The organism is Geobacter sp. FeAm09 (assembly GCF_008330225.1).
Lineage (GTDB): Bacteria > Desulfobacterota > Desulfuromonadia > Geobacterales > Pseudopelobacteraceae > Oryzomonas.
This window is the reverse complement of sequence record NZ_CP042466.1, coordinates 2,201,371-2,228,116: the sequence shown is the minus strand read 5'-3', so window position 1 is coordinate 2,228,116 and position 26,746 is coordinate 2,201,371. Positions and strand designations below refer to the sequence as shown.

The following is a 26,746-nucleotide window of genomic DNA, read 5'->3' as shown; positions in this document are numbered from 1 at the left end:
CTGCCTCCTCATGGCATTCGCACCTGGGCGGCAAAATATGGTATAGATAACATCTCCCCCATCGGCAGGGGGCATGGAATCCAAATAGTGCAGGTTTTCGCCATGCTGCTCGTCATCGAGTCCCCCAACAAAATAAAGAAGATCAAATCCTACCTCAACGCCCAGATCCTGGCCACCGTCGGCCATTTCAAGGACCTGCCGGCCGATGCCATGGGTGTGGACCTGGACACCTACGCGCCGACGTTCATCCCGGACAAGGGCAAGGCGGAGCGGATCAGGCAAATCAGGGCGGCCGCCAAGGGACAGGACGTGTATATCGCCACCGACCCGGACCGCGAGGGGTATGCCATCGGCACCCATGTCTTCGACGAGGTGCGCACGGTCGCCCAGTCGATCCACCGCCTGGAGATCCACGAGATCACCAAGAAGGGGATCGACGAGGCCATGAAAAAGTCGATCCCGTGGGAGAACACCAACTCCGGCCTGTACGATGCCTTTCTGGGGCGTCGGGTAGGGGACCGGATCGTGGGGTATATCCTTTCCCCCATTGCCAGCAACGCCCTCAAGGGGCGGTTTTCGGTGGGCCGGGTGCAGGCCCCGGCGGTCCGCCTCTGCGTGGAGCGGGAACGGGAGATCCGTAACTTCAACCCTGAGCCCTTCTACGTGGTCTCCATCCTGCTGCGCAAGGACGAGGTCGCCTTCGCCGCCAGGCACCGGGGGGGCAACCTGGCGGACAAGGCCAAGGCCTGTGCCATACTGCAGGCGGTCAGCGCCGCCCGGAGCGCCGAGATCCTCAAGGTGGAAACCAAGGAGACCCGGCAGAACCCCAAGGCCCCTTTACCACCGTGGACATGCAGGCGGCGGCATCCTCGCAGCTCAAGATCTCCCCCGAGGTGGCCATGCGCTTGGCCCAGCAGCTCTTCGAGGCGGGCCTGATCAGCTACCACCGTACCGATTCCGTCCGCATCGCCGACGAATTCATCGCCGATATCCGCGCCCATGTGGGGCGCTCCCTGGGGCCGGCGTACCTGCCCAAGACCCCCAACACCTATAAATCAAAGAACAGCCAGGCCGAGGCCCACGAGGCCATCCGGCCGACCCACATGCACCCCACCGGCGACATCCACGGTATCGTCTCCAAGGAGGGGCTGGGGGCGGACCACGAGAAGCTCTATACCCTTATCTACCGGCGCACCGTGGCCTCCCAGATGGCGGCGGCGGTCTATGACTCCACGACCGTGGAGATCGGTTGTGCCGGGGAGCCGTTCAGGGCCACCGGCCGGGTGATGAAGTTCGACGGTTTTCTGAGGGTCTACAGCGAGGTCAGGGAAGGGGACAAGGACGACGAGGACGACAACCAGAAACTGCCCCCCCTGGTGAACGGCGAGACGGTGGAGAAGACCGGCCAGAAGCTGGACGAGAAACAGACCAAACCGCCGGGGCGGTATTCCGAGGCGACCCTGGTCAAGGCGCTGGAGAAGCACGGCATCGGCAGGCCGTCCACCTATGCCTCGATCATGGGGACGATCAAGGCCAGGAACTACATCGTGATCAAGAAGGGGAAGATCCACGCCACGGACGTGGCCGAACGGCTCTTCGATTTCCTGGCAAAGGACCATGCCTGGATAATCGACCTGGAACTCACCAAAAAGATGGAGTCGTACCTGGACAGGGTGGAGGGGGGCGACGCCTCCTGGATCACCTTTGCCAGGGGGGTGCACGCCAAGATGAAGTTTGCCCGGCCGGCCCAGCGGGCGGCTGCCGGTCCCGGCGGCGTCTATCCTCCGTCCCCGGCGCAATTGAAATTCGGCACGGACCTGGCCAAAAAACAGGACCGGGAGGTCCCCAGGGAGGCGCTGGAATCGTCGCGGGCCATGTCGGCGTTCATCGACGGGCTGCTGGGGAAGCCGGACAAGGACCATGCCGGCAAGGACAAGGCCCCAGCCGGGAAAAAGGCCCGGGGGAGTAGCGGAAAGTGACGAAGCTGATCGCCATACCGCTGCGGGATTTTGCCCTGCCCGCCCCGCGCTCCGGCAGCATCGAAACCCACTCGGGCTACGGCCGCCAGGCGGCCGAGGGGCAGGAGATCCACACCAGGGTGCAGAGGCAGCGGGCACAGGCCGACCCGGCCTATCAGGCCGAGGTCGCAATCAGCGGCCTCTTCGAGAGGGGAGGGTACGCATTCCGGGTCGATGGCCGGATGGACGGGATCTTCCGCCACGATGCGCCCAGGATCGAAGAGATCAAGAGCACCTTCAACATCCGGGAACTGGCGCAGCACCTGGCGGCCGGCCCCATGGATCATCCCTACTGCCTGCAACTGCTGACCTACGGCTACTGCTACTGGCGCGAACACCGCGTCATGCCGGCGCTCTCCTTCCATCTGGTCTCCACCCGCAGCGGCGATTCGATTGACCAGGATCTTGTCCTCGATACCATCCGGTACGAACAGTGGCTGGAGCGCCGCCTGGACGAACTGGCGGCAGAGGCGCAACAGGCCGAGAAGCGCGCCCTCCGGCGGCGCAAGGTCGCCTCCGCGTTCACTTTCCCCTTTGCCAGCCCCCGGCCCGGCCAGGTCGAACTCATGGCGACCATCGAGCGGTTCATGGCGGAGAAACGCCCCATGCTCATCCAGGCCCCCACGGGCCTGGGGAAGACCGTCGGCGTTCTCTATCCCGTGATGAAGGAAGCCCTGGGGCGGGGGCAGCGGGTCGTGTACGTCACGCCGAAGAACAGCCAGCACTCCGTGGCCGAGGACGCCGTCACCCGTTTTCAGGAGGCCGGGGCCAAACTGAAATCCCTCTCCATCACCGCCAAGGGAAAGATCTGCTTCATGAACGAGCCGGTGTGCAATCCCGCCTCCTGCGAGTATGCCCGGGACTATTACGGCAAGGTCCATGGGCAGGGGCTGCTCCAGCTCCTGGCGCGGAAGAGGAGGCTTACGGCGCGCACGTTCCGCAACCTGGGGGAGCGCTACCGGGTCTGCCCCTTTGAGCTGCAGCTGGACAGCGCCCGCGAGGCGGACATCATCATCTGCGATTACAACTACGTGTTTGCCCCGCGCTCGGCGTTGGGCCGCGTGGCGGACATGGGCGTGGACCAGACCGGCAGGCCCAACCTGGTGATCGACGAAGCCCACAACCTGCCGGCGCGGGCCATGGAGTACTATTCGCCGGCACTTTCGTCCGCCGTGCTGGAACAGATGCGCGGCGAGATACGGGCGCTGCCCCCGCCCTTTCGCCACGAGGCGGAGGCGCTCCTGGACGGTTGCCTCCAGGCCGTTGCGGCCTGCCGTCCGCCCCAGGGCACCCGTCCGCAGCGGATCGAGCCCCCCACGGAGCTGTTCTACCCCCGGCACGCCCGGCTCGGCGCCTTCCTCTCCCGCTACCTGGATTCGGGCGTGGAGATCCCCAACCAGGACGTGATCCTGCGGCTCTGCCACTACTGGGGCGAGTTCACGGAGGCCCTGGAGTTCGTCAGCCGGCCCGAGCGGCAGGAGTTCTTCACCACCTTCCATCCCCAGGCAAGCGGCGGCCTGGTGAAGATAACCTGTTGCGACGCCTCGGCGATGCTGGAGGATTGCTACGGCGACTACGAGCAGGTGGTGGGGTTTTCTGCGACCCTGAAACCCTTTGACTATTATGTGCGCCTTTCCGGCCTGAACCGGGAGCGGGTGCGGACGGCGGAATTTGCCAGCCCGTTTCCGAAGGAACGGCGCAAACTCCTGATCATCCCCCAGATATCCACCCGTTACAGCCGCCGCGAGCGCAATTACGCCAGGATCGCCGAGGCGGTCCGGCGGATAACGGCGCTACGCCGGGGCAACTATTTCGTCTTTCTGCCGAGCTTCGAGTTTCTGGAGCGGGTCGCCTCCCTCTTCGAGCCTCCGGCGGGCTTCGCTGTCGTGCGCCAGGAGCGGGGGATGAGGGCGAGCGGCATAGCGGCGGTCGTGGAGAATCTCCGCAGCCAAAGTACGCCGACGATCGTCTTTGCCGTGCAGGGGGGCTCCTTTTCCGAGGGGATGGACTATGCGGGGGAGATGGTCATCGGGGCCTTTGTGGTTGGACCGCCGCTGCCCACCTACGATCTGGAGCGGGAGCAGATGCGGGCCTATTACCAGCAAAAGTACGCGGCCGGCTTCGACTATGCCTACACCATACCGGCCATGGCCAAGGCGGTCCAGGCCGCCGGCAGGGTCATCCGCTCCGAAACGGACCGGGGGCTTGTCGTCCTGATGGACGGGCGATTCCTGGAGCCGGCTTTCAGTCAGGCGATGCCGGCCGACTGGTTTACTGCGGATACCGGAGAGGCCGTGTCGGGCAGCATTTTGCGTGAGGTCGCCGATTTCTGGGGGAGCGGGGCCGGGGAACCGACGGCGGTACCGCCCGCTTCGCCCCACGGCCCGGACTCGGATGAGCCGGTGGGGGAGGGGTGATTGCACGGCTTGTGACGTGGGAAAATGGTGCCGCGCCATCAGGGCACGTGTGGAAACGGTGTCTTTTCTATTTACACAAATGATTTATGCTCGTATATTTCCGATAGCAAACAATCAGGCGGACGCCCCGGCAACGCCGTTTGTCGGGGAACCACTGTTTTAAAACCCGAATATACTGTTTACGCCACGCGCCGTCCGACCTGGAAGAGGGAAGGCGCCTGGCGGCCGGGACGGTACAGCGCAGTACAAAGCCCGCGGCAAACGAGCGGGCTTTTTTGTTGTTTCCAGGCCATTTGATGCGAAACGGTGCGATAGCCGTTTGAAGATACCCAATTTAGCGCACATGGAGGAAAACGTATGCCCGGTTCCTATACCACGTCTGCCGTACTGGCCGATTCCGCACTGGACACGCTGAAGCGTGCCTATGAGGCCCGACAATCCCCGGATGTGGGCTCCCTGATCCTGAAAGCCTACGACGCGATCAAGAGCCTCAAGGATGAAATGGGCCCCTCTGCCCTTGAGGCCGCGGCTTACGACCCCTATGAGATGAACGAGTCGAACTCGGCCATCTAGCGCCCCGCTGTGCGGCGGCAACCGCCTTGTGTAATCGTAATCGACCCCTGCTGGTTTCTCCGGCAGTGGGTTTTTGTTTTTCCGGCGGAGGGGACTGCCCGGGCGGATGCGTTCGCGGCCATCAAGGCGGCCGGATTGTCTCCGGGGCGGCTCCGTGTATACGTTGCTTGACTAATGACGCTTTTCTATTATTTTTTTACAATGATCAGGAGGCTTGCCGTGAATACCCTCGCGTGGGAGGGACAAATGCAGAACATCATCATCTGGGCTAACGACAACACTCTGGAGCGCATCGTCAACGTGGACGGCACGGTCGTGTGCACCCAGAGGTTGCGGATTTCCGACAGGGAACGCTGCGAGGCGGTGATGACCAAGCTCTGGCGGCAGTTGCTGAAAGAGCAGAAACAGGGCAAGCCGGGACAGAAACGCCGCTCGTGAGGGGGATGCCCTGCGGAGGGCGTGACCGCGAACCGGGACCCACCCGGTTTTTTCTTGTTTTCATTCGACCGGCGGCACTGCGGCGGCCCTGCCGGCATGCCCGCCGAACCCGTAAAAACTACATGCACAATGCAACCGAAATACCGGCACGGCTTGGCGGACTGCGGGTCGTGGCGCTCTTCGAGGGGGCCAAGGGGGTCATCGTCCTCCTGACCGGCCTGGGGATACTGGCGTTTATCCACGAAGACGTCCATCATGCCGCTGAACAGCTCGTCCGGCACCTGCATATCAACCCCGCCCGCCACTACCCGAAGATCTTCATCGATGCGGCTACCCATGTGACGGACCTGCAGCTCTGGGGGCTGGCCGTTTCTGCCTTGTGTTACGCCATTGTGCGTTTTGTGGAGGCGTTCGGCCTGTGGAAGCGCATGCCGTGGGCGGAGTGGTTCGGGCTGCTGACCGGCGGGATGTACATACCCGTCGAACTGTTTGAGGTCATGCGCGGGGCGACGTGGCCCAAGGTTACCGTGTTGACGGTGAACCTGGGGGTCGTGGGATACCTGGCCTACGTCCTGTTGCGGTCACGGCGGAAATGACCGCTCGTCGCTGGCCACGGCGTTTCGGCCGCTCCCGGGTTTGGCTGGAAATGTGATTGCAGTCTACAGGATGATTGCGGGTACAGGATGCCACTGACGGTCCACAGCGAAAAACATTTTACCGCGTCCGACACGGTGCGCGACATTGTCATCGGCATGTCGGACGGCTTGACGGTTCCGTTCGCCCTTGCGGCGGGGTTGTCGGGGGCCGTCGATTCCACGGGTCTCATCATAATCGCGGGACTCGCCGAGATCGCGGCGGGCGCGATTGCCATGGGGCTGGGAGGATACCTGGCGGCCCGGACCGATGCGGAGCATTTTGCGGCCGAATTGGCCCGGGAAGAGCGCGAGACGCACGAGGTCCCCGAGAGCGAGGCGGAGGAGGTCGCCCAGGTTTTCCGCGCGTACGGACTCCCGGAGGATACGGTGGCGACCGTTGTGGGGGCGATCCGTTCCGACCGCGCCCGCTGGGTCGACTTTATGATGAAATTCGAATTGGGGCTTGAAGAGCCGGACCCCCGCAGGGCCCGAAGCAGCGCCCTGACCATTGCCCTCTCGTATGTCGCCGGGGGGCTGGTGCCGCTGGCCCCCTATTTCTTCTTGAACTCCGTGCAGGCGGCCCTGGCCGGGTCCGTTGTCTTCACGCTGCTGGCCCTGTTCGTGTTTGGTTTCGTCAAGGGACACTTCACCACGAGCCGCCCGCTGCGGAGCGCCTGGCAGACGGTCCTTGTGGGAGGAATCGCCGCAGCGGCGGCGTTTGGCATCGCCAAACTCATTGGATGAAACGGCCGGGGCCGGCGCACAAGCCGTGCCGATCCCGGCGCCATGCTCGTGGAGCATCGAGGGGAATCAGCGTTTGAAGAGGCCGTGAGACTGCTCGTTGAACCGGCGGAGGTGTTTCTTCAACAACCGCTCGGGCACCCCTTTGCGGTCGAGTTCCTCGAGGCGGTGACTGACGTAATCGACCAGGGAGGCGCAGGCCGAGTTCCGGCTGAAGCCGAAATGGATATTCTGCTTGGAAATGGCGGGCGCCAGGGCGATGATCTCATGCCCGTTTTCCTGGCTCGCCAGGTAGGCCTGCCCAAGGTAGTAGCTGGTTATGAAATAGTCGATACGGCCGGCAGCCAGCTTTCGAAAGTTTTCCACCATGGTGGGGGCTTCCTCGATCTGCAACTCTTTGCGCCAGTACTCGTCGAACCCCCGCCGAACGTGTCTCCGAAACTGATGCCGCCCCGGTACGCCTTGAGGTCTGCCCGGGAGGCATAGTGAAAGGGACGGTCTTTGCGGACGAAGACCACAATCGGGTTGGGAAAGGCGCGATGGGTCGTAAACTTGAGATAGGCGGAGCGTTCCGGCGTGATCCGCAGGCTGACCATAAGATCGATTTTGCCCTGTTCCGCAAGGAACAGGGCGCGCTTCCACGGGTAAACGGCAGGCTTCAGGGGGATGCCCGGAGGAACGACCATCGGTAGCAATTCCATGCTGGCACCGTCAAAGCGGTCATCCCCCACGGCCCAGTGGTAGGGGGGTACTGGGGGTTGGTCGAGTAGACGATTGTTTCGCAACGAGGCTGTTCGGCCGCCCCCGCATCGACCGCCGTCAGGGGTGGAATCGTGCCCGCCATAAGCAGATATGCGATCAGCCATTCACCTCTTTTCACGCCCCACCGCCCGCTCTCCGTTTTGTTTCCCCTCAGGTTCTAAAAATCTTTCGCTCATAATATCACACAATCTCTACGGTATTGTATTCTTTATGGGAAAAATCGCCGCATCCTCCCTTGCAATCCGGCCACCGCAAGGTATAAAGCGTAAACACCGTAGCTGTTGAGTCTACTCCCTGAGGACGCCTTCATGCAGGCGACAGTGAACCGGATGAATAACCGTGCACTCATGCTCGTGCTCGTGGCCCTGGCGTTCGGCATGGCCATTATCGCTCGCGCCGCGGATCCGCCGTCTTCCCCTGGGGGGGCGGATACGATCGTTGCCGCAATCCCCCCCGATTTCCCGCCGACCTATTCCCAGGACCGCCAGACCGGAAAACCGGTCGGTTTTGCCGTTGACGTCATGAACGAGGTCGCCCGCCGGGCCGGCCTGAAGGTGGTCTATGTCTTCGGGCAACAGTGGGACGAGGTCCAGCATCTCGTTCTGAGCGGCAAGGCGGACCTGATTCCGAACCTTCTCATTGACGATGCGCGGAGCAAATTGTTCACCTTCACGGAGCCGGTGGAATCGGTGCCGGTGTATCTGACGGTCCGCAGCCACGAATCGCGCTTTTACGGCATTATTCCCGGCCTCAAGATCGGCGTGATCAAGGAGAGCGTCGGGGAGCACTACCTCAGGGGGTTCCCGCCATAACCATCATGACCTATCCCAACCTGCATTCGCTGATCTTCGAGCTTCTTTCGGGCCAGATCGACGCAGTCCTGACGGCGACGCCGAACATTATGAAGCTTGCCAATGAGGCGGGCGTGGGGGACAAGATCAAAAGCGTCGGCGAGCCGGTGATCGACGGGAAGCGGGCCATGGCGCTGCGCAGGGGGGATGTGGTCCTGGCGGCCCGCCTCAACAAGGCTATAACGGGATTTGTCGGCTCGCCCGAATACCGGGAGCTGTATCGAAAGTGGTGGGGGACGCCGGAGCCATACTGGAATGCCAGGCGGACTGCCGGAGTCATCGGTGCGGCACTTGCCGTGGTGGTCCTGCTGATGGGCGGGTGGCGGTACTATTCGATCAAGCGTCTCAATGTGCGGCTTACGGAAAGCATGGCCAAGCTGGAGCGGGCTCAGAAGACCCTTCGGGAACAGGCCGCCCTGCTGGAAGAGGAGATTGCCGAGCGGCATCTGGCGGAGGTGAACCTGGCGGTCAAGCAGCAGCAGCTTGAGGAGATCAATCGTTCTCTCGAGGATCACATCGCCACGACACTGAAGGAGATCCGCGAGAAGGACCAGATGCTCATCCAGCAGGGGCGCTTTGCCGCAATGGGGGAAATGATCAGCAATATCTCGCACCAGTGGCGGCAGCCGCTGAACAATGTGGGCCTGATCATTCAGAATCTTCAGGAAATGTCGGAAAATGGCGAACTTAACCCGGAGATCCTGAACCATGAGGTCAAGGTGGCCATGGATGTGATCCTGTTCATGTCCAGCACGATCGACGATTTTCGCCACTTTTTCCGGCCGGATAAGGAGAAGAGCGAATTTATCGTCAACAAGGTCATCGAAAGGACGGTCAAATTCATGTCGCCGGCCCTTCGGAACTACGGCATCACGGTCGCATTCAATGCGGAGCCGAATGTCTGCATCGTGGGATACCCCAATGAATACTCCCAGATGCTGATCAATGTCATCAACAACGCAAAAGACGTGCTGCTGGAGCGAAAGATCCCCAAGCCGCGCATTACCATACGTGTTTTCTGCGATAACGGCCTTGCGGTTGCAACCATTGCGGATAACGCCGGCGGCATAGCTGCCGATGTGCTCCCCAAGGTGTTCGACCCGTACTTTACGACCAAGGAACCGGGCAAGGGTACGGGAATCGGCCTTTACATGTCCAAGGTCATTGCGGAAAAGAACATGGGGGGCCGGTTGCTGGCCCGAAATCTTGCCGATGGCGCCGAATTCAGGATCGAGATGCCCGCGTGCCGCACCTCGCGGGCATCCGCACCTGCTGTGACGGCACAACCCGCCTCCTGAGGGCCTCTTCTCCTGGCTGCGTCTTCGGTGTCGATGGTCTCCTGTCGCAATGCGGGCAAGGAACGTAATAGCCCGCATCTGGCCGTGAACGATGCCTGAACAATTTTCCCACCTTGACGATCATGTTTTCCAGAAAAGTGCCGCCACTGTTTTCCCATTGCCGCTTCTGCGACTTTACCTGCCGGGGGTGTGCTGTTTACGGTTTTTAACGCTTTTTCAGATAGTTGCCTAATATGTTGTTCTCATTAGTTTATGCGGAATATTCAGGTCTATTTTCATGAATTGTGTAAAAATAATGGAAAAAAGAGTTTGACGTTTGCAAACGTGCGTGTAAAATATCTCATGTTGTTGCTAAACAAATAGCTGAAATTTTTATTATTTTAAGTGGTTTGACTGATTTGTTGCGATTTATGGCAACATAAGGTGCTGCTGTCAACAACTGGAAGATAAGACAAATAAATTCATATACTTATGTAGTGATGCCCTCGTGTTGGCATCGTATGTCCTTAGAATGACTGTTGATTACACGTTGGGCAGAGAGATTACATCTTCTTATCGAGGAACCTCCCCTGTGTATGACTATTTGCAGATGAACTTGTTTATCTATTGGCCGCTCTTGGTCCTGCCTTCCCTGACGACTCTCTTTTGCTTTTTGTCTCTCCTGACTCACCAGCGCATTTCGCTGATTCCTGATCTGAACGAAACGCCCGGGACACTGTTTTCGAGGGTGCTCTTCCCGTCATGATCCTGAGTTGAAATCGGGACGAGCCCGATTATGCAATGCGTAAAATTAGTTACGGCAAAAGGTAACGTATATTCGAGGGGGGCGTATGTTGACTGGTGGCGGTGCCATATACAATATTACCGGGACTCGTGACGACATGCAGTTTATAGACGTTGCCCCGGGCATTGCAAGTTTTTGCCGGGAATCGGATGGGTTCAATGTTGCGGCTCTTAATATAAAGCCGCATGAAACCGAAGAGATGTACCCCGATTGGTACGTCCCGATTCACCTGGACCCGGCATCGGAAATCCAGTATTGGAAAAGGGATTCGTTTCACTGTCAGGTAATGAGGCAGGGGATGTTTAACCTGTGCCCGCAAGGGGTGACGGAAAAAGTACGAGCACGTGTCGAACAAAAAATCATCCTGGTCACGTTCGACCAGAGATTCATCGAGAAGACGACGCAATACAACGTCAACAGCAACCGGTTGCAACACAATGCCCATTACGGACTTGTCGATAATTCGATACTTTATCTTGCCATGGCCCTTCGAGCGGATTTTGAAGCGGGATCGCCATACGGCCGGTTATACGGCCAGTCACTGGCATTGGCTTTTATGGGCCGCATATTTGATATAGCCACCGCCTCTGACGGCATGAAAGCCGAGCAAGGCAGCCTCAGTACCAGTCGTTTGAATCGCGTCACGGAATACATCAAGGCGCATTTGAATAAAAACCTGTCATTGAACGAAATTGCCGATGTGGCCTGCCTTACGCCATTCCACTTCTCCCGCCAATTCAAAAATGCAACGCATTTGTCCCCCCATCAGTTCGTTTTGAAGCTGAAGATCGAGCATGCCGAGAAACTTCTGACTACCACGGACCTGCCCATTGCCGATATTGCCCTTGAACTCGGCTTTCAAAGCCAAAGCCACTTTACAACGGTATTTCACAAAATGGTCGGGGTAACTCCGAAAAAATTCAAGCGTTAAACCGCAAATTCTCGACAAAATACAGCAACAACTCAAAAGAAATCCCCATCCGCTTCGATTAAACTCCCACAATTCGGATTTTCCGTTTCTGTCATTCCCTTCGGTCGGTACGCCGGTTCGTCAACGGGAAAGCATTCGACGCATCCATCTCTGCCATCGGCGGTGAGGCTTCGGTACATGCGTTTCCCCCTCTCGTATCCCGAGCGGTCAGCCGGGGAAGCTGGTCATGAACACGCGGTACTTCCGTCATGCTGCATTCTGGTGGGTCAAACATCGGGAAAGGAGGGAGGGGCTGTCGCACGTCCGCATTCAAGTTATTCATGAGTCGCGGAGCACGTACCATCATCGAAAGGAGAAAGAGATGAGGAGTAATCGCATGCAGAAGTTGATGAAGTATCTGGCTCTTTGTTCCACGTTATTGCTCGTAGCCGTACTGTCCGGCTGCTCGGGCGACAACGGATCGAACGCGAACGCATTCGGCACCGTCAGCGGCAAGGTCGTCGATACCTACGGCAACAACGTTGCCGGGGCCACCGTAGCGACCACGGTGGGCACCGATTCCGTTACCGCCACCACCGACGCCGCCGGCGCCTATACCATGACGCTCGCTTCCGGCACCCGCACCTTTTCATTCGCGGCCACCGGTTACAACAGCTATTCCCAGAGCATCGAAGCGGTTCCGGCCAAGACCACCACCGTGAACGTAACCCTCAATCCGACCGGCCCGGCCACGGTAACCGCCGCCAGGACCGATACGACGAGCCCGGTTCTGCCCGGCAGCCAGATCGCCCTGGCCGCCAAGGTCTTCAAGTTCGATCCGGCCCTTGCCACGGCCGCCCCGACCTACACCTGGAGCGTGGTCTCCGGCCCGGCCGTCACCTTTTCCGACGCCAACTCCGCCACCCCGACCGTGACCCTGGCATCTGCGGCCGCTTTCAAGAAAAACCTGGTGGAGAGCGCCACCCCGCTGTACAAGGTCAATCCGGACGAGCCTGCCGTGAACATCGACCGGTACCAGGTGGTCCCCTTCTCCTATGAACAGGCCATGTCCCAGGGCAACACCACGAAACTCAAAGTGACCGCAACCGTCGGCGGCAAGTCCTATACCGCCACCGTCTCCGTAGCCGCCAAGATTCCGGCCGCCCCCTCCACGGGTCTGCGGAACGTGCCGATCAATCAGCCGGTCGTTCTTCAGGGGCAGTTCCCGTTCAAAAACAACGGGGCCTATGTCTTCCCGCAGAAATCCGCATGGAACTGGTCCGTTACCGGACCCAGCGGCGCGGTGACCGTCAATGACGCCACCACCGCCTATCCCGACTTCACCCCTACGACCGCCGGTACGTACACGGTCTATGAAACCGCCAACGGCGGGAGCACCCCCGTGCTGACGGTCTATGCCGGCACCTATGTGGGCATGATGTCCGGCGTCGCCACACCCGATGCGGGCTGTAACGGTTGTCACAACACCAAGATTACCCCCTGGCTGCAAACCGGCCACAAAGAGGTCCTCTATTCCGGCATCATGGAGCCGCTGCCCGACGGCCACTACGCCATGACCTGCACCCCCTGTCACACCGTGGGCAACGGTGCCGCCGGCTCCAACGGTTTCGTGGATGCCGCCGCCGCGGAGAAACTCACCAGTTTCGCCAGCCTCCAGGGCGATCTGAACGCCGAAGCCGACTTCTGGAAGAGCAACCCGAAATCCGCGGCCCTGGCCGGCATCCAGTGCGAGAACTGTCACGGGCCGCAGGCCAACAGCGGCCAGCACCAGGTGACGACCGATACCGCCAATATTTCCGTCAACTCGCGCGTCAGTTTCTCGGCCAATGTCTGCGCCACCTGCCATGCCCGGGCGCCCAAGCACGGCCGCTTCTCCCAGTGGAAGACCAGCGGCCACGCCAGCCTGGCCACGGTCACCTTCAACTCGAATGCCGACGGGACCCTGTCCGCCGGCTGCGCCTGCTGCCACACCGCCCAGGGATTCAAGGCGTACCGGGCGATCCTGCCCACCGCCAACGGCAACAGGAACCTGACCGTGCTCCCGGCCAGCCTGAACATCTACAATGCGGAGCCGATCAGTTGTGCCGCCTGCCACAACACGCACAGCGAAGGCAAATCCCTGGCAGCCGAACTCGGCAACACCTACCAGGACGTCAACTCGGCCAACCTGGCCACGGTCGGGCCCGACTCCAGCAGCACCTATATGCTTCCCAGCGGCTTTGCCGCCAACGGCGTCGGCAAGGGTGCGCTCTGCATCGCCTGCCACAACAGCCGCCAGGGCATCTCCAGCGGCGCTCCGTATCTGCATGAGGATGGCGATGCGAAATTCGGTACCCTTGCCAGCTACGGCGCGCCCCACGAGGCCTGCCAGGGCGACGTGCTGATGGGCCGTAACGGCTACTGGCTGGGCAGCACCACCTACAACAGCCCGTCCACCCGCTCCAAGCACTCCTACATCGCGGATACCTGCGTCACCTGCCACATGGAGCTGACCACCCTGGATCTGACCCTGTCCGAAGCAGGCCAGACGCGCCATGATTTCAAAGCCACCACCGACGTCTGCAACAAGTGCCACACCGCCTATAGCGCCGAGTCCGTCCAGACGACCTTTGACGCCAAGTTGCTGGCCATCAAGACCGCCATTGGCTACGCCATTCTGCAGATCAAGCAGAACACCGCCGCTCCGACGGGCAGCGCCGTGCTGGTCGCCAACAGGTCCGGCCAGGTCGATGTCACCAGCGGCGGCGTAACCCGCAGGTGGTTTATCGGCACCGGCAGCCGGGATGCCTTCCTGGCCGATCCGAATAACAACAATGCCCTGGTGCAGGGGTGCGTCGATTCCGGTGACGGCGTCAACTTCAACTGTACCGGCTACCTGGCCGGCGCCGACGGTTCCGGCGTCAACGCCAACGCCACCGTCACGGCGGCAGGCGTCAACGGCATCATCGCCAAGGCGCTCTGGAACACCGTGCTGGTACAGGACGATGCCAGCCGTGGCGTCCACAACCCAAGCTTTGCCTTCCAGTTGCTCGACCAGACCTACGCCCACGTAGGCACCTGGACGCCGTAACCGGGATTGTCCCACCCGGCGGGCCCTGACCGGCCCGCCGGTTTTCAAGATCTCAACGGATGTACCGCCCGTTATCACTTCAGGAAGGATCAGTTCATGCGTATTTACCGTTGTGGCGTGGTTGCAGCCGCTTGTGTGCTTTTGTGCACGGCCGGTTGCAAGGAACAAGCGAAACAGTCTCCTCAGGCGGGTCAGGAACAGCAACCGAAGGTGCTCGCCAAGGTCAACGGCGTTCCCATCACCGAGATGGATCTCGCCTTCAAAATGAGCAAGACCCATGGCATGACCAACGGCCAGCAGCCGGACCGGACTCTGGACGATGTCATCAAGGAGGAACTGCTCTACCAGCAGGGGATCAAGCTGGGACTCGACAAGGACCCGGGCTATCGGGCGCAGATAGACAAGCTGGAACGCCAGGTGGCCAACATGAAGCGGATCGAGATGACCCGCCGGGTCTTCAATACCCAGATCGCGTCCAAGGTAAACATCACCAGCGAGGATGTGAAAACCTATTACACCAAGAACGAAAGCAGGATTACCACCGACCTCCATCTCGGCATGCTGACCTTCGGCACCAGGGAAGCGGCGGATGAAGCGCTGAAGAAGATCCGCGCCGGCGCAACGTTCGAGTCGGTGGCGGCCGCAATGGCCGGCCCGGGGAACCCGCGTGTGCCGGGGCATGAAAAACCGTGGGACATGGGCTATGCCACCTGGGATCAGATACCCATCGATTTTGTCGAAGGCGTCTACAAGCTGAAACCGGGAGAGGTGAGCGACATCGTCTCCATGAGGGGCACCGGTTTCTACCTCTTCAAGCTGTTTGAGGCGCGCAGGAACCCCAAGGCCGATTACACCAGCATGGCCGGCACCATTATGAACCGACTCAGGGACCAGAGGGTCATGGATGAATATACGAAATTTGAAGAGCAATTGAAGCGGGATGCAAAAATCGAGAGATTTTAGAAAGGAGGGCATCTTGAAAAGCCATGACTCGAGGAGGCCGCCATGGGCGATCTCCCGCCAAACCCTGAGAATGGCTGGAGGCATTGCCGCTGCATGCACCCTGTTCGTCTCGGCACCTGTTTGTGCGGACTCGACGGTTGTTTCAGCCGAATCCACTACCTTTCTCCGCATGGGAAAAACGGATTTCCGGGACAGCAGGAATGTCTACCCGGCCTACGAATACCTGCGCCTTTCGGTTGCCGATACGGATAAGGATGGCGGCAGGACCTCGCTCCATGTCGGCGGCTGGCTGCGGGGGGACCTGGGCGACAAATCGGCGCGGGACCGCTATGCCGACGCAGACGTGCAATACGGCTACCTGAGTTACCAAGGCGCCAGAAACAACTTCCAGATCAACGCCGGCCGCCAGTTCGTGGCCGAAGGCGTGGCCACGGAGCGGCTCGACGGTCTGTACCTGCGCAATGACTTTGCGGCCGGGTTCAGCGCTGCGGCTTTTATCGGTTCGCCGGTTGTCACCGAGCCGAGCTTCAAGGCCGACGATCTGCTCTTCGGGGGGCGGATCGTCCACAGCATGCCTGCGTACTACAGCGTGGGCGTCAGCGCTCTCAAATCGTTTGCCGACAGCAGCCGCTATCGCGAGGAAGAGGGGATCGACCTCTGGTTGCACCCGGTCAAACAGCTCGACATCACGGGACGTTCCTCCTACAATTCGTTGACCAACGGGTGGATGGAGCATGCCTATGCCATCTCCTGCGTCCCCCTGGACAACCTGCGCCTGTACGGCAACCTCGGCAACATCAACTACAAAGACTACTTCTACCGGGTCACCACCAGCGCCCTGAGTTTTACCAACCGGCTCATCGACCCCAACGAGCAGGTCATGACCCTGGGGGGCGGCCTGGCCTACACCCCGGTCAAGAATTTCACCATTGCGGCCGACTACAAGCACCACAACTACGAAATCGCCCAGGGCGCCGACTATTATGGCGGAAAGTTGTCCTACTCCCGGCCCCGCTCCCTGGCGGCCGGTTTCTCCGTCTACCGCATGGATGGCAAGGTGGATAAACTGAAATACTGGGAATACCGGGTATTCGCCTCGAAAACGCTGGGCAAGACGGACCTGGCGCTGGATGTCATCGACCTGAACTACGACAGCACCCTGAGCATGAACAACGTGCGAAACGCCCTGACGGTGGCCGTCGCGGCATCGCATGAGATCAACGAAAGTCTGAAAGTGGGCGCCGATATCGACTACTCGCGCAATCCCGACTTCGACAACGAAGTGAAAGGGCTTGTCAAGCTAACCTATGTCTTCGACTCCAAGCGTGTCGCCGAAGGGAGGGCCAAGAGTGAAAAATAGCAACCTGATACTGATCCCGGCGCTTGGTCTCACGATGAGCATCCTCTATGCCTGCGCCAATACCGCCAGCGTCGCCCGGGTGCACCCCGAAGCGGTGACCGGCATGCCCGACTGCACCGAATGCCATGCGGACAGTTGGGGAGCCCTCAATCACAAGGCCCCGGACTTCATGGCCAAGCACAAAATCTACGCAGGCTCCAAATTCGCTTGCGCTTCCTGCCACCAGGAGTCCTTCTGCGCCGACTGTCATGCCCACAAGGAAGAGATCAAGCCGAGCGACAAGTTCAAGGATTCGCCCGAGCGTTCACTGCCGCACCGTGGCGACTACCTGAGCCAGCACAAGATCGACGGCAAGGTTGACCCGGCTTCCTGCGTCAAATGCCACGGCAGACAAAACAACGAGGGGTGCAAAACATGTCACAGATAAGAACAACGTCTTTGGCGCTTGTACTGCTGTCGCTGCTTGTCTTCCCGCTCTCCGGCTGCGGCGACAGAAACTCACAGGCCGATCTCAATCCGAGCACCGGCAAGCATTCCGACCCCGCATGGCTCCCCACGGGCCACACCATCGCGGTGCAGGATCACGGCTATGCCTGCACCGAGTGCCATGGAGACGATTTGAGCGGCGGCATCTCCCGGGTGGCCTGCACCACGTGCCATCTGGGGAACCAGCAGCAGGTTCACCCCCTCAAATGGGGCCAATACGCCTATGCCCTGCACAGCCAGTTCGTGAAAGAGAACGGCTCCACAAGCTGTGCCGTAGCATCCTGCCACGGCACCGACCTGAACGGGGTTGCCGGAAGCGGTCCCTCGTGTTCGAGTTGCCATCTGGGGGGACCGACCTCGGCGCACCCCCAGGAGTGGAACAAGGACATCATTTCACTTCATGCGGGTTACATCGGGACGTATCCCGCAAGCTCCTGCGCAACAGCCGTATGCCACGGGACCGACCTGAAAGGGGCCTTCCTGAGCGGTCCCGGCTGCACGACCTGCCATCCCGATTTCAAGTAATCCTCTTGATGCCGTCCCCGCAGCAGCCCCGGAACCATTCGGAGTGGCTTGCGGGGGCGGCCGCAAAGCCCCGGCAATGTCCCGGCAGCCGCTCCAAGCGCTGCCGGGCTTTTTTATGGATGCCGCGGTGCCCGGCGGAGCGCTCTGGTGCGGCCGTTTCGGAAATGCATTGTATACAGTATGTGCAATTTGTTTACATCGGATTATAGTATACGGAGCGAGATGAAGCGTATCGGGCGGGGAGGTACTAAGTCATGCGCGAACTTCAGGAATACAATACCGTCAGTGTCGTACTCAAGTTCGCGCACATCATTTCATCCTGCATCTGGTTCGGGGCGGTCGTCTGCATCGGGGTCCTGCTCTATCTCAACCATGAATCCGGCAGCACCGCGGAGTTGAACGCCTTCAACCTGGGCATCCACTACCTGGACAATTACCTGATCGGGCCATCGGTGATCGTCAGCGTTTTGAGCGGGGTATTCCTCTGCTTCAGCAAAAAACTGCAGTTATTTGCCTGCCGGTGGGTGATCAAGAAATGGCTGGGGAGCCTGATCGCCGTGGCATTCGGCCTGATATGGCTTGCCCCGTGGCTGCGGCAGTTGGAGATCATCTGCAAGATCAACCAGTTCATGGTCTTTACCATACCCGGCTACTACCGCACCTACTACCTGAACCATATCAGCCTCGTGGTCCAGGAAATCATGTTGCTCTACCTGATTCTCATCTCCCTGCTCAAACCCTGCTCCGATTATAAGAACTGCATCCACTGCCGGGAGCGTTTCGGCTACAAAAAGGAGTGAGAAGCCGCCCCCTGCCTCCCCCCGATCAGGGGGCCGTCACGACCAAACGGAACCCCACGTCGTAGGTATGCAGCTCCGGCGGCAGGGAGCTGCGCACCGAGGCCCGGACATTCTTGGGGAGCATGAACCACCCGCCACCCCGGATAACGCGGTTTGCGCCGCTCGACGGCCCCTGGGGATTGTCCTTGATGCTGGAAAACTTGTCGTCATACCAATCGCTGACCCATTCCCACACATTGCCGCTCATGTCGTAGATTCCCAGCCCGTTGGGGCGCTTCCTGGCCACGCGTTGGGGACGGTCGGCCGCGGTGCCGAAGTACCACGCCACGGCCTCCACATCGTTGCCGCCGCAGAATTTTTCGCTCTTGCCGCCGCTGCGGCAGGCATACTCCCATTCGGCCTCGGTGGGGAGGCGGTACTCCTTGCCGCTTTGTTTGTTGAGCTTGGCGATGAACTCCTGCACATCGTTCCAACTCACGTTCTCCACCGGGCAATCATCGCCGCAGGTCTTGAAAAACGACGGAGCGGTCCCCATCACCTTTTTCCACTGGTCCTGGGTCGTTTCCTGCTTTGCGATGCTGAAATCGGCGACGCAGACATCGTGGGGCGGCTTCTCGTTGCCGGCGCCGTCGCCAAAGGTGTCGCCCATCTTGAAGCAGCCGCCGGCGACGCGGACAAACCTGATGCCGGTGGTGGGATCGGTATAATCCTTGACGGCCTCTCCAAAGGACTGCGTCGCTGCAAACAGGGGCATGAGCCCGATGCAGGCCGCTACTGACAGCAATCTCTTCATGACAAAGCCTCCCTCTTTTCCGTACGATTGAAGGTCCCCGCGGGTGCGAATGCCGCAGCCGGCGCGCACGGTGTACAATATGCCTTATTTTTATCCTTTTTACATCATCAAAACTAGGGTTGAAAGCGCTATGGAAAATTGATATAGTTTCTAGACAAATTATTACTATGACATTGTCATGGCATCTTTTCGGGAGGCGCTTCATGGATATTTCAGTACTACCGCTGTCCGCTGATAAAATGAAGGCAAAGTTCAATGACGAGTCCCATCTCGGCTTTGGCAAGATATTTACCGACCGGATGTTTCTGGCCGAATGGAGCGCAGGCAAGGGGTGGCATGACGCCCGTATCAAGCCGTACGAGCCGTTCATGCTCGATCCGGCCTGTCTGGTGCTCCACTATGCTCAGGAGATTTTCGAAGGGCTCAAGGCCTATAAGTGGGAGGACGGCAGGATCGCCCTGTTCCGTCCCGAGATGAACGCCCGGCGTTTTCAAACCTCCGCGGAGCGCCTCTGCATGCCCGAGGTTCCCGAGGAACTCTTTTTGAACGGCATCGAGAAGCTGGTGTCCCTGGAGCGCGACTGGATTCCCACCGCATCCGGGACCTCCCTCTATATTCGTCCCGCCATGATCGCGGTCGAACCGGTGCTGGGGGTGAAAACCTCCGACCATTACTATTTCTATGTCATCCTGTCGCCGGTGGGTGCCTATTATGCGGCCGGATTCAACCCGGTCAGCATCCTGGTGGAAGACAAGTATGTGCGCGCCACACCCGGCGGCACCGGCGAGGCCAAGACCGGCGGCAATTATGCCAGTTCGTTGAAGGCCGGGCTCGATGCCAAGAAGAAGGGCTTCGACCAGGTGCTCTGGCTGGACGGCCGCGAACGGCGCTATATCGAGGAGGTGGGGGCCATGAATATGTTCTTCGCCTACGGCAACCACATCGTCACCGCCCCCCTCTCCGGTTCGATCCTTGCCGGCGTCACCCGCGACTCGGTGCTCAAACTGGCCACGACCCTGGGATGCACGGTGGAGGAACGCCCCATCGACGTGAACGAACTGATGGCCGATTTCAGGAACGGCAAGATCACCGAGGCTTTCGGCAGTGGCACGGCAGCGGTTATCACGCCGGTGGGCAAACTCTGCTACAAGGATGAGTGCGTCTCGGTTGGGCAGGGCGTGGGGCGTCTGACCCAGAAGCTGTATGACACCCTGACCGGCATCCAGACCGGCAAGATTGCCGACGAGTTCGACTGGGTACGTTTCGTAGCCTGAAAATGACTGAACCGGGGGAGCGGCGCGTCACGCCGCCCCCCGGCCCATGAGGGTAACCATGTCCCCCCGGAACAAGGAAATGAAACCGGCATCTCCCAATCGCCTGTGCGGCTCGTGCCGCCGCACGTGCAAGCAGGCGGCAAATGCCGTTGTCGCCAAGTGTCCCCGCTACTACCCCTTCAGCCGCACCACCCGAAAACCCGAATTTACATGGAAACAGCTCGATCTGGGGCTGTTCTAAACCCCGCCCCGCCAGTACCCCGCGTGGCAGCCGATCGCTGCTCCGGCTGCGGCCGGTGCGTGTCGGCCTGCCTGCTGCGCCTGGTAACCCTCGAGCCGCAGGGCTACCGCAAGGCGGCCCGCATCGTGTCGGCGGAACGCTGCACCGGTTGTGGCGCCTGTGTCGCGAGTTGCCCCATCGGCGCACTCGTGGCGGGCAGTGTGCCAACAGGCTGCTGAACGATTGGTGCCGGGTTCGGGCGCCTGGTGCCCGGTTTTCCTCCAGCCGCTGTTAAAACTTCACCAGGGGCCACAGGCTGGCGTAATCGTCGGTCCAGAGCCGGGCCGCCGCCGGCGGCAAGGGCGCGAGCCTGTTCCGCAGTGTAGTGTCGTTGATGAAGATCGTGTTCCGGGTGAGCAGGATCCAGTCGGCTTTGAAGATGCCGTTCGGGCTGTCGGCCGGCGAGCTGACGGGTGCCACCCGGAAGCCTTCCAGCTCTCCCTCGGTCCTGATGAGGGGGGCGAGGTCGAGGAACCGGTTGGTGGCATTGATGGCGATGATGCCGTCGGGGCGCAGGTGGCGGCCATACACGGCGAAGCATTCCCGGGTCAGAAGATGGATCGGGATGGCGTCGCTGCTGAAGGCGTCCACCACCATGATGTCGAACCGCTGTTGCCGGCCCGATGCCAGCTCAGTTTCCAGCGTCAGCCGCGCGTCGCCGGTCGCCGTCTCGATGCGGGCGGCGGAATCGGCAAGGTAGGAAAACCGTTCACGGGCAATGGCGATGACCGCCGGGTTGATCTCATAAAAGCGGAACAGGTCGCCCTGAAGTCCATATACCGCAATGGAACCGGTCCCGAGACCGATCACGCCGACCCGTAGCGGCAGGTGGCTGATGCGGCGCGGATGGTGGAGCAGGGCAAGCCCGATGCCGCTCTCGGGGCCGTAGTAGGAGGTGGCGCGACGGCGTCTTCCCGGTTCCACGAACTGGATGCCGTGGGTGATGGCGCCATGCATCAAGGTACGCATTTCGCCGGAGCTCTCCTGGTGTCGTATCACCCGCAGGACCCCGTAAAAATTGCGGGCAACCATGTCGGTATAGGGCATATAGCTCAGCAGCGGCCGTGCCGTGGTAATGACAAGCAGGGCGATGCCGCAGCCGGCGAGCGGCAGCAGCCAGTTCGGGGCGCGGCGGAAGAGGCCGCTGCGATGCCAGACGGCAACGACGGTGAGGCAGGTGGCCCACCACGCGACCGGATACTCCCAGAAGTTGGTGAACAGGGCCGGAGCGGCCAGTGCGACGAACATGCCGCCCAGGGCCCCGCCTGCCGACAGTGCCAGGTAAAAGGCCGTCAGGCGGGTAGGGTGGGGGCGGGAGCGCACCAACTCGCCGTGGCAGACCATGCAGCCGGCGAACAGCGCGGCCAGATAGACGATGATCTGCAGCGGCAACGATACCCTGGCCCCCAAAACGAAGACCGAACAGGCGGGAACCAGAAAGCCGGGCAGGAGGATACCCCACAGGACCCGGTCGTAGCTCTGGTCGTTGCGGAAGCAGATGACGAAACTGAGCAGGTAGAGGGCGAGGGGGGCAATCCAGAGAAAGGGGATCACCGCTACCTCCTGGCAGAGCTGGTTCGTTGTGGCCAGGAGCAGGGCCGAGCCGCAGGCCGAGAGCAGCAGCCAGAAGAGCAGGTCGCCGCCGGAGATCGCCGGCCCGGCCGCATCCCCCCTCCGCTCCTGCGGCGGGTCTTCCTGAGCCGTGGCGGTGCGAGGCGTGCCGAACAGTACCGGCCGCAGGACGCAGGCGGCGCAGGCCAGGCAGTAGAGGCCGAATCCCCAGCTCCAGACAAGGGCCTGATGCCGGAGGGAGAGCAGGGGCTCGACGACGAACGGGTAACTGGCCAGGGCCAGCAGGGACGCGATGTTGGAGAACGAGTAGAGACGGTAGGGCGAACGCTGCGGGAAATCCTGCAGGAACCAGTGCTGGACGAGGGGCGCGGAGGCGCAGAGGGCGAGATACGGCACGCCGACCGTGGTCGCCAGGAGCGAAAGGATCGTCGGCGCCGGGGGGCTTCCCGGGACAGGTTTCCAGACCTCTGCGGCAGGGGAGAGCGGCAGCAGGATGAGTGAGGCGATCAGGAGTCCGCCATGGACGCAGGCCTGCCGCGTCCGGTTCAGGGTCGAGACGCCGTGGGCATAGGAGTAACCGGCCAGAAGCCCGGCCTGGAAGAAGACCATGCAGGTCGCCCAGACGGCCGGCCCGCCGCCGAACCAGGGAAGGATGGAACGGCCGACCAGCGGCTGGAGCTGGAACAGGAGGAACGAACCGAGGAAGATCGTGATGGTATGGAGAAGCATCGGTTCCTCCCGTGGCGCCACCCCGTTCAACGGCATTCTGCCGGGCGTCCCATGACTGGCCGCACGGGAAGCTAGCGCATGCCGAGTTTCGTCAGCAGGATGCCGAGGAATTTGTTGATGGGGTTGTCGCGCCGCAAGAACGACATGACCGGCGGTTTGCGCATGCCGACCGCTTCCAGCAGCGCCGCCAGCTCCGGATCATGGGCGTGCTGCATCCCCTCCCTGAGAACCGTGAGGGCGGCCTCCTTGTCCGGCCCCAGGAGGTGAATGCGGGCCAGGTTCAGATAATGGGCCGGGTTGTCCGGTTCCTGTGCCAATGACTCGCGGCACAGGGCCACCCCTCTGGTGACATGGCCCCGTTCCTTGGCCATGCAATAGGCGTAATATGAGGCGCAGAGGGGAGTCGGCTGCGCCGCCATGGATTTTTCGAAATGCCCCAGCGCCCTCAGGATATTGCCGGCCTTGAACAGGGCTAGGCCGTTGTCGAATTCCTTGCGCGCATCACTATCGGCCATGCGGAACTCCCGGTGGATTATTGATGGGGATGTGGTCCTCTTACCCCTTGAAGGCCCTCATCATCAATTCGAAATCCTCCATGAGCGCCTGCAGGTCTTCCTCGTGTTCGATCTCCTGCTGGAGGATCTGCAACACCATGTTGTGGGTGATGGGGTCCTTGTCCTTGGTCATCTCCAGCAGCCGGCTATAGACGCCGATGGCGCACTGTTCGCCCTTGATGTTCTGGTCGAGGATGGTCTTGACGAAGGGATCGTCCGGGGCGTCGTAGCCGCAGTTGGACAGTTTGTACCAGTCTTCCGGCTTGGTGACCGGGGTTCCGCCGAGCTGGATGATTCGCAGGGCCACCATGTCGGCGTGCAGCAGCTCCTCGGTGGCGTGCTGGAGCAGTTCGGCCCCGACCGCGTCCTTCATGGGGCCTTTCACCAGCTTGGCGCCCAGCCAGTACTGATGATAGGCAAACCACTCATCGCAAAAGGCCCGCCGTAACAGATCGATGAGTTCATCCACATCCATGCCGATGATTTCACGTGCTCTTGACCCCATGATATCCTCCTTGGTTGATGCGTGATCGGACAGCTCGGTTCGGTTTCATTGTACCGTAATGACGGGGAGTTACAACCGGAAACCTCTCGCTGCCGGTGTCTGGCCGGGCATGCGGTGCTTCCTGGCGTGCCGGTGCTGCTCAGCGGATATATAACGATGCGGTCGGGCGGGCGAGCCGGACCAGCAGCAGGGACAGGGCCACCAGTACCAGGTTCTGCCCCACCGTCATCCAGGAAAGGGGGCGGGCAAGGTAGGAGCCGAAACAGCCGCAGTTGAGAATCGGCACGTTGCGCAGGAGCATGAATGCGGCGAAACAGGCATAGACGCCGTGCAACGCCGACGACGTCCAGGCCGCCTGCCGCAGGCGGCGGCCCCACCAGAGCCACGAACCGACCGCCAGTTCGGAGCCGCTGACCACGATTGCCGCCGGCCAGTGCAGTCCCGGGGGGAAGATGCGATACGAGTGCAGCACCGCCACGAAGCCCGACATGTTGCTCAGTTTTGCCAGTGAGGCCGTCAGAAGAATCAGTCCGAGCAGTATGCGCAACGCAGTTTTCATGGCGGCTCCTTTTGGGGCTCGTAACATATCGTAAAATGGACATGTAGCACGAATTTGCGCCAATGTAAATCCGCCATGCGGCGCTCTGCCGGCATGGGAGCTGCGGGGCTGTTTGACAATGTCGCCGGCCACCCCTATACTGGCCCCACAAAAACACGCAGGAGCAATCATGAACAAACAGATATACGTCATCGGGCACAAGAACCCCGATACCGATTCCATAGCTGCGGCCATCGGCTACACCGAGTTGAAGAAGCGCCTCGGCCACGACAATGTCAAGGCCGCCATGGCCGGCTCGCCCAATCCCCAGACCGTCTATATCCTTGGCCGGCTCGGCATCGAGTTGCCGCTCTATCTGGCCGATATCCACCCCAAGGTGCGCGACGTCATCAAACGCCAGCCGGTCACCGCCGGTGCGGAGATGCCGCTCAAGGATGCCCTGGCGCTGTTCCATCGCCACAGCATCCGGGTACTGCCGGTGGTGGATGGGGCGAATGCCCCCATCGGCATCGTCTCGCTGCTCAAGCTTTCGGAAAAGTATCTGGTGGCCGGTTCCGACCGCAAACGGGGCGTGGACAGCTCGCTTGCCGCCCTGGCCGGCAGTCTGGATGCGACCTTCCTGTGCGGGGCCCCGTCGGGCGAGCTGGAACATCTCCATCTCTTCATCGGCGCCATGGAAGAGGAATCCTTCCTCTCCAGGATTGCCGGCTATGACCCGGCGACCATGCTGGTCATGACCGGCGACCGCCCCTCGATCCAGCAGTCGGCCATCGACAGGGGGGTGCGGATTCTGGTGGTGACCGGCGGACTGGCGGTGGGGGACGATCTGGTCGCCCGGGGACGGGAGGCCGGCGTCGCGATCCTTTCGACGCCCCACGACACCGCCACGGCGGCGTGGCTGGCCCGCCTCTCCACTCCCCTGGCCCGCTTTGTCGAACCGGGATTCGAGCGGATCGGCGTCGGCGAGCCGCTGGAGCATCTGCGCCTCAAGCTGCTCCACTCGGGCGAGCCTGCGGTGGTGGCCGTGGAAGAGGACGGCTCCATCGCCGGGGTTGCCACCAAGTCGTCGCTCCTGGCCTCCTTCCCCTATGCCCTGATCCTGGTGGATCACAACGAGCTGGGACAGGCGGTACCGGGGGCCGAAACGGTGGAGATCCTGGAGGTGATCGACCACCACAAGCTGGGCAATCCCCCCAGCAACCAGCCGATTACGTTCATGACGGCCCCGGTGGGGAGCACCTGCACGGTGGTCGCGACCCTCTACCGGGAACGGGGGGTGGAACCGGAAGCGCCCATCGCCGCCCTGCTCCTGGCCGGCATCATGTCCGATACGGTCATCCTCAAATCTCCCACTACCACCGACCGGGACCGGGAAATGGTGGCCTGGCTGGAAGAGCGGGCCGGCCTGGACCACGTGGCCTTCGGCAGGGACATCTTCTCCTCGTGCAGCGGCTTCAGTGCCTATGGATCTCTGGAAAAGGCCGTCCGCTCCGACTTCAAGCACTTCACGGCCCATGATACCCTCTTCGGCGTCGGCCAAGTGGAGGTGGTCGGCTTCGATGAGTTCTACGAGATCAAGGACAATCTGCGCCAGGTGCTCAAGCAGGTCAAGGAAGAGGAGGGGCTGCACATGGCGGGCCTCATGGTGACCGACATCTACACCGAAAGCACGCTGTTCCTGGTGGAGGGGAAAAACGAACTGGCCCATATCATGGGCTATCCCCAGCTGGAGCCCCGCCTGTATGAATTGAAGGGGGTCATGTCCCGCAAGAAGCAGATGGTGCCCCACCTGTTGAAGGTGCTGGGGGCGCTTGGCTGAAACGGGCAA

Annotated in this window: 22 protein-coding genes and 3 pseudogenes; 19 read left to right on the top strand and 6 right to left on the bottom strand. The window is 61.0% G+C overall.

The features are described from left to right. Positions 1 to 102: 102 nt before the first annotated feature. From topA to FO488_RS10465, 6 genes and pseudogenes are all read left to right on the top strand, one after another. Positions 103 to 1,979, top strand: a pseudogene (gene topA / locus FO488_RS20655) (type I DNA topoisomerase). Continuing rightward, a complete protein-coding gene (locus FO488_RS10485) occupies positions 1,976 to 4,435 on the top strand; it encodes an ATP-dependent DNA helicase (protein WP_149210521.1) in 2,460 nt (819 codons plus the stop codon). The pseudogene topA and the gene FO488_RS10485 overlap by 4 nt, the downstream one beginning before the upstream one ends. A gap of 357 nt (positions 4,436 to 4,792) precedes the next feature. Next, positions 4,793 to 5,008, top strand: coding sequence for a hypothetical protein (locus tag FO488_RS10480; protein WP_149210520.1), 216 nt, complete (start codon positions 4,793 to 4,795; stop codon positions 5,006 to 5,008). A gap of 219 nt (positions 5,009 to 5,227) precedes the next feature. Then, positions 5,228 to 5,446 carry a hypothetical protein gene (locus FO488_RS10475; RefSeq protein WP_149210519.1) on the top strand — a complete coding sequence of 73 codons (219 nt, stop codon included), beginning with the start codon at positions 5,228 to 5,230 and terminating at the stop codon, positions 5,444 to 5,446. Between the two features lie 122 nt (positions 5,447 to 5,568). Continuing rightward, the gene (locus tag FO488_RS10470; RefSeq protein WP_149210518.1) at positions 5,569 to 6,042 is read left to right on the top strand and encodes a DUF2127 domain-containing protein; all 474 of its coding nucleotides are present in this window, start codon (positions 5,569 to 5,571) and stop codon (positions 6,040 to 6,042) included. Positions 6,043 to 6,129: 87 nt separating this feature from the next. Continuing rightward, complete coding sequence (locus FO488_RS10465) at positions 6,130 to 6,825, top strand: VIT1/CCC1 transporter family protein (protein ID WP_149210517.1); 696 nt, start codon at positions 6,130 to 6,132, stop codon at positions 6,823 to 6,825. Between the two features lie 66 nt (positions 6,826 to 6,891). On the opposite strand, the pseudogene FO488_RS20650 reads toward FO488_RS10465, so the two are convergent. Beyond that, positions 6,892 to 7,523, bottom strand: a pseudogene (locus FO488_RS20650) (substrate-binding periplasmic protein). A 369-nt stretch (positions 7,524 to 7,892) separates the two neighbouring features. Here FO488_RS20650 and FO488_RS10450 point away from each other — a divergent pair. From FO488_RS10450 to FO488_RS10410, 9 genes and pseudogenes are all read left to right on the top strand, one after another. After that, a pseudogene (locus FO488_RS10450) lies at positions 7,893 to 8,611 on the top strand (transporter substrate-binding domain-containing protein); the annotation flags it as partial. Positions 8,612 to 8,746: 135 nt separating this feature from the next. After that, entirely contained in the window at positions 8,747 to 9,733 is a 987-nt protein-coding gene (locus FO488_RS20355) for a sensor histidine kinase (protein WP_370514341.1), read from the top strand. An 830-nt stretch (positions 9,734 to 10,563) separates the two neighbouring features. Beyond that, the gene (locus FO488_RS10440; protein ID WP_149210512.1) at positions 10,564 to 11,448 is read left to right on the top strand and encodes a helix-turn-helix domain-containing protein; all 885 of its coding nucleotides are present in this window, start codon (positions 10,564 to 10,566) and stop codon (positions 11,446 to 11,448) included. A 376-nt stretch (positions 11,449 to 11,824) separates the two neighbouring features. After that, positions 11,825 to 14,518, top strand: coding sequence for a carboxypeptidase regulatory-like domain-containing protein (locus FO488_RS10435; RefSeq protein WP_168205976.1), 2,694 nt, complete (start codon positions 11,825 to 11,827; stop codon positions 14,516 to 14,518). A gap of 96 nt (positions 14,519 to 14,614) precedes the next feature. Further along, complete coding sequence (locus FO488_RS10430; protein WP_149210510.1) at positions 14,615 to 15,481, top strand: peptidyl-prolyl cis-trans isomerase; 867 nt, start codon at positions 14,615 to 14,617, stop codon at positions 15,479 to 15,481. Between the two features lie 169 nt (positions 15,482 to 15,650). Beyond that, on the top strand, positions 15,651 to 16,841 hold the full coding sequence (locus tag FO488_RS10425) for a hypothetical protein (protein ID WP_240731854.1): 1,191 nt from the start codon (positions 15,651 to 15,653) through the stop codon (positions 16,839 to 16,841). Beyond that, entirely contained in the window at positions 16,831 to 17,268 is a 438-nt protein-coding gene (locus FO488_RS10420; protein WP_149210509.1) for a cytochrome C, read from the top strand. The genes FO488_RS10425 and FO488_RS10420 overlap by 11 nt, the downstream gene beginning before the upstream one ends. Continuing rightward, positions 17,256 to 17,852, top strand: a complete 597-nt coding sequence (locus tag FO488_RS10415; RefSeq protein ID WP_149210508.1) for a hypothetical protein — start codon at positions 17,256 to 17,258, stop codon at positions 17,850 to 17,852. The genes FO488_RS10420 and FO488_RS10415 overlap by 13 nt, the downstream gene beginning before the upstream one ends. 254 nt (positions 17,853 to 18,106) lie before the next feature. After that, the gene (locus FO488_RS10410; RefSeq protein WP_149210507.1) at positions 18,107 to 18,652 is read left to right on the top strand and encodes a DUF2269 family protein; all 546 of its coding nucleotides are present in this window, start codon (positions 18,107 to 18,109) and stop codon (positions 18,650 to 18,652) included. Between the two features lie 25 nt (positions 18,653 to 18,677). Here the strand turns inward: FO488_RS10410 and FO488_RS10405 are convergent, their stop codons facing one another. Continuing rightward, positions 18,678 to 19,445: an SUMF1/EgtB/PvdO family nonheme iron enzyme gene (locus FO488_RS10405; protein ID WP_149210506.1), complete on the bottom strand. Its 768-nt coding sequence runs from the start codon at positions 19,443 to 19,445 to the stop codon at positions 18,678 to 18,680. 203 nt (positions 19,446 to 19,648) lie between these two features. Here FO488_RS10405 and FO488_RS10400 point away from each other — a divergent pair, with 203 nt between their 5' ends. The 3 genes from FO488_RS10400 (at position 19,649) to FO488_RS10390 (ending at position 21,178) form a co-directional block, all read left to right on the top strand. Further along, on the top strand, positions 19,649 to 20,719 hold the full coding sequence (locus tag FO488_RS10400) for a branched-chain amino acid aminotransferase (RefSeq protein WP_149210505.1): 1,071 nt from the start codon (positions 19,649 to 19,651) through the stop codon (positions 20,717 to 20,719). A 79-nt stretch (positions 20,720 to 20,798) separates the two neighbouring features. Next, positions 20,799 to 20,960, top strand: a complete 162-nt coding sequence (locus FO488_RS10395; RefSeq protein ID WP_168205975.1) for a hypothetical protein — start codon at positions 20,799 to 20,801, stop codon at positions 20,958 to 20,960. Beyond that, positions 20,930 to 21,178, top strand: a complete 249-nt coding sequence (locus tag FO488_RS10390) for a 4Fe-4S binding protein (RefSeq protein WP_149210503.1) — start codon at positions 20,930 to 20,932, stop codon at positions 21,176 to 21,178. The genes FO488_RS10395 and FO488_RS10390 overlap by 31 nt, the downstream gene beginning before the upstream one ends. A gap of 52 nt (positions 21,179 to 21,230) precedes the next feature. Here the strand turns inward: FO488_RS10390 and FO488_RS10385 are convergent, their stop codons facing one another. The 4 genes from FO488_RS10385 to FO488_RS19415 all read right to left on the bottom strand — a co-directional run bounded on the left by FO488_RS10385 (position 21,231) and on the right by FO488_RS19415 (position 24,918). After that, a complete protein-coding gene (locus FO488_RS10385; protein ID WP_149210502.1) occupies positions 21,231 to 23,300 on the bottom strand; it encodes a fused MFS/spermidine synthase in 2,070 nt (689 codons plus the stop codon). Between the two features lie 71 nt (positions 23,301 to 23,371). Continuing rightward, the gene (locus FO488_RS10380) at positions 23,372 to 23,815 is read right to left on the bottom strand and encodes a lipopolysaccharide assembly protein LapB (RefSeq protein WP_149210501.1); all 444 of its coding nucleotides are present in this window, start codon (positions 23,813 to 23,815) and stop codon (positions 23,372 to 23,374) included. Between the two features lie 40 nt (positions 23,816 to 23,855). Next, entirely contained in the window at positions 23,856 to 24,359 is a 504-nt protein-coding gene (locus FO488_RS10375; RefSeq protein ID WP_149210500.1) for a ferritin-like domain-containing protein, read from the bottom strand. Positions 24,360 to 24,498: 139 nt separating this feature from the next. Then, positions 24,499 to 24,918: a MauE/DoxX family redox-associated membrane protein gene (locus FO488_RS19415; protein WP_168205974.1), complete on the bottom strand. Its 420-nt coding sequence runs from the start codon at positions 24,916 to 24,918 to the stop codon at positions 24,499 to 24,501. A 169-nt stretch (positions 24,919 to 25,087) separates the two neighbouring features. On the opposite strand from FO488_RS19415, the gene FO488_RS10365 reads away from it, so the two are divergent. After that, positions 25,088 to 26,737, top strand: coding sequence for a putative manganese-dependent inorganic diphosphatase (locus FO488_RS10365; protein ID WP_149210498.1), 1,650 nt, complete (start codon positions 25,088 to 25,090; stop codon positions 26,735 to 26,737). Positions 26,738 to 26,746: the final 9 nt, after the last annotated feature.

Excerpts from the sequence above, each read along its gene's own strand:
- FO488_RS10480 (WP_149210520.1), top strand. The coding sequence starts at position 4,793 with ATGCCCGGTTCCTATACCACGTCTGCCGTACTGGCCGATTCCGCACTG.
- FO488_RS10470 (WP_149210518.1), top strand. The coding sequence starts at position 5,569 with ATGCACAATGCAACCGAAATACCGGCACGGCTTGGCGGACTGCGGGTC.
- FO488_RS10465 (WP_149210517.1), top strand. The coding sequence starts at position 6,130 with ATGCCACTGACGGTCCACAGCGAAAAACATTTTACCGCGTCCGACACG.
- FO488_RS20355 (WP_370514341.1), top strand. The coding sequence starts at position 8,747 with ATGGGCGGGTGGCGGTACTATTCGATCAAGCGTCTCAATGTGCGGCTT.
- FO488_RS10440 (WP_149210512.1), top strand. The coding sequence starts at position 10,564 with ATGTTGACTGGTGGCGGTGCCATATACAATATTACCGGGACTCGTGAC.
- FO488_RS10435 (WP_168205976.1), top strand. The coding sequence starts at position 11,825 with ATGCAGAAGTTGATGAAGTATCTGGCTCTTTGTTCCACGTTATTGCTC.
- FO488_RS10430 (WP_149210510.1), top strand. The coding sequence starts at position 14,615 with ATGCGTATTTACCGTTGTGGCGTGGTTGCAGCCGCTTGTGTGCTTTTG.
- FO488_RS10425 (WP_240731854.1), top strand. The coding sequence starts at position 15,651 with ATGGGAAAAACGGATTTCCGGGACAGCAGGAATGTCTACCCGGCCTAC.
- FO488_RS10415 (WP_149210508.1), top strand. The coding sequence starts at position 17,256 with ATGTCACAGATAAGAACAACGTCTTTGGCGCTTGTACTGCTGTCGCTG.
- FO488_RS10410 (WP_149210507.1), top strand. The coding sequence starts at position 18,107 with ATGCGCGAACTTCAGGAATACAATACCGTCAGTGTCGTACTCAAGTTC.
- FO488_RS10405 (WP_149210506.1), bottom strand. The coding sequence starts at position 19,445 with ATGAAGAGATTGCTGTCAGTAGCGGCCTGCATCGGGCTCATGCCCCTG.
- FO488_RS10400 (WP_149210505.1), top strand. The coding sequence starts at position 19,649 with ATGGATATTTCAGTACTACCGCTGTCCGCTGATAAAATGAAGGCAAAG.
- FO488_RS10395 (WP_168205975.1), top strand. The coding sequence starts at position 20,799 with ATGAAACCGGCATCTCCCAATCGCCTGTGCGGCTCGTGCCGCCGCACG.
- FO488_RS10390 (WP_149210503.1), top strand. The coding sequence starts at position 20,930 with ATGGAAACAGCTCGATCTGGGGCTGTTCTAAACCCCGCCCCGCCAGTA.
- FO488_RS10385 (WP_149210502.1), bottom strand. The coding sequence starts at position 23,300 with ATGCTTCTCCATACCATCACGATCTTCCTCGGTTCGTTCCTCCTGTTC.
- FO488_RS10380 (WP_149210501.1), bottom strand. The coding sequence starts at position 23,815 with ATGGCCGATAGTGATGCGCGCAAGGAATTCGACAACGGCCTAGCCCTG.
- FO488_RS10375 (WP_149210500.1), bottom strand. The coding sequence starts at position 24,359 with ATGGGGTCAAGAGCACGTGAAATCATCGGCATGGATGTGGATGAACTC.
- FO488_RS19415 (WP_168205974.1), bottom strand. The coding sequence starts at position 24,918 with ATGAAAACTGCGTTGCGCATACTGCTCGGACTGATTCTTCTGACGGCC.
- FO488_RS10365 (WP_149210498.1), top strand. The coding sequence starts at position 25,088 with ATGAACAAACAGATATACGTCATCGGGCACAAGAACCCCGATACCGAT.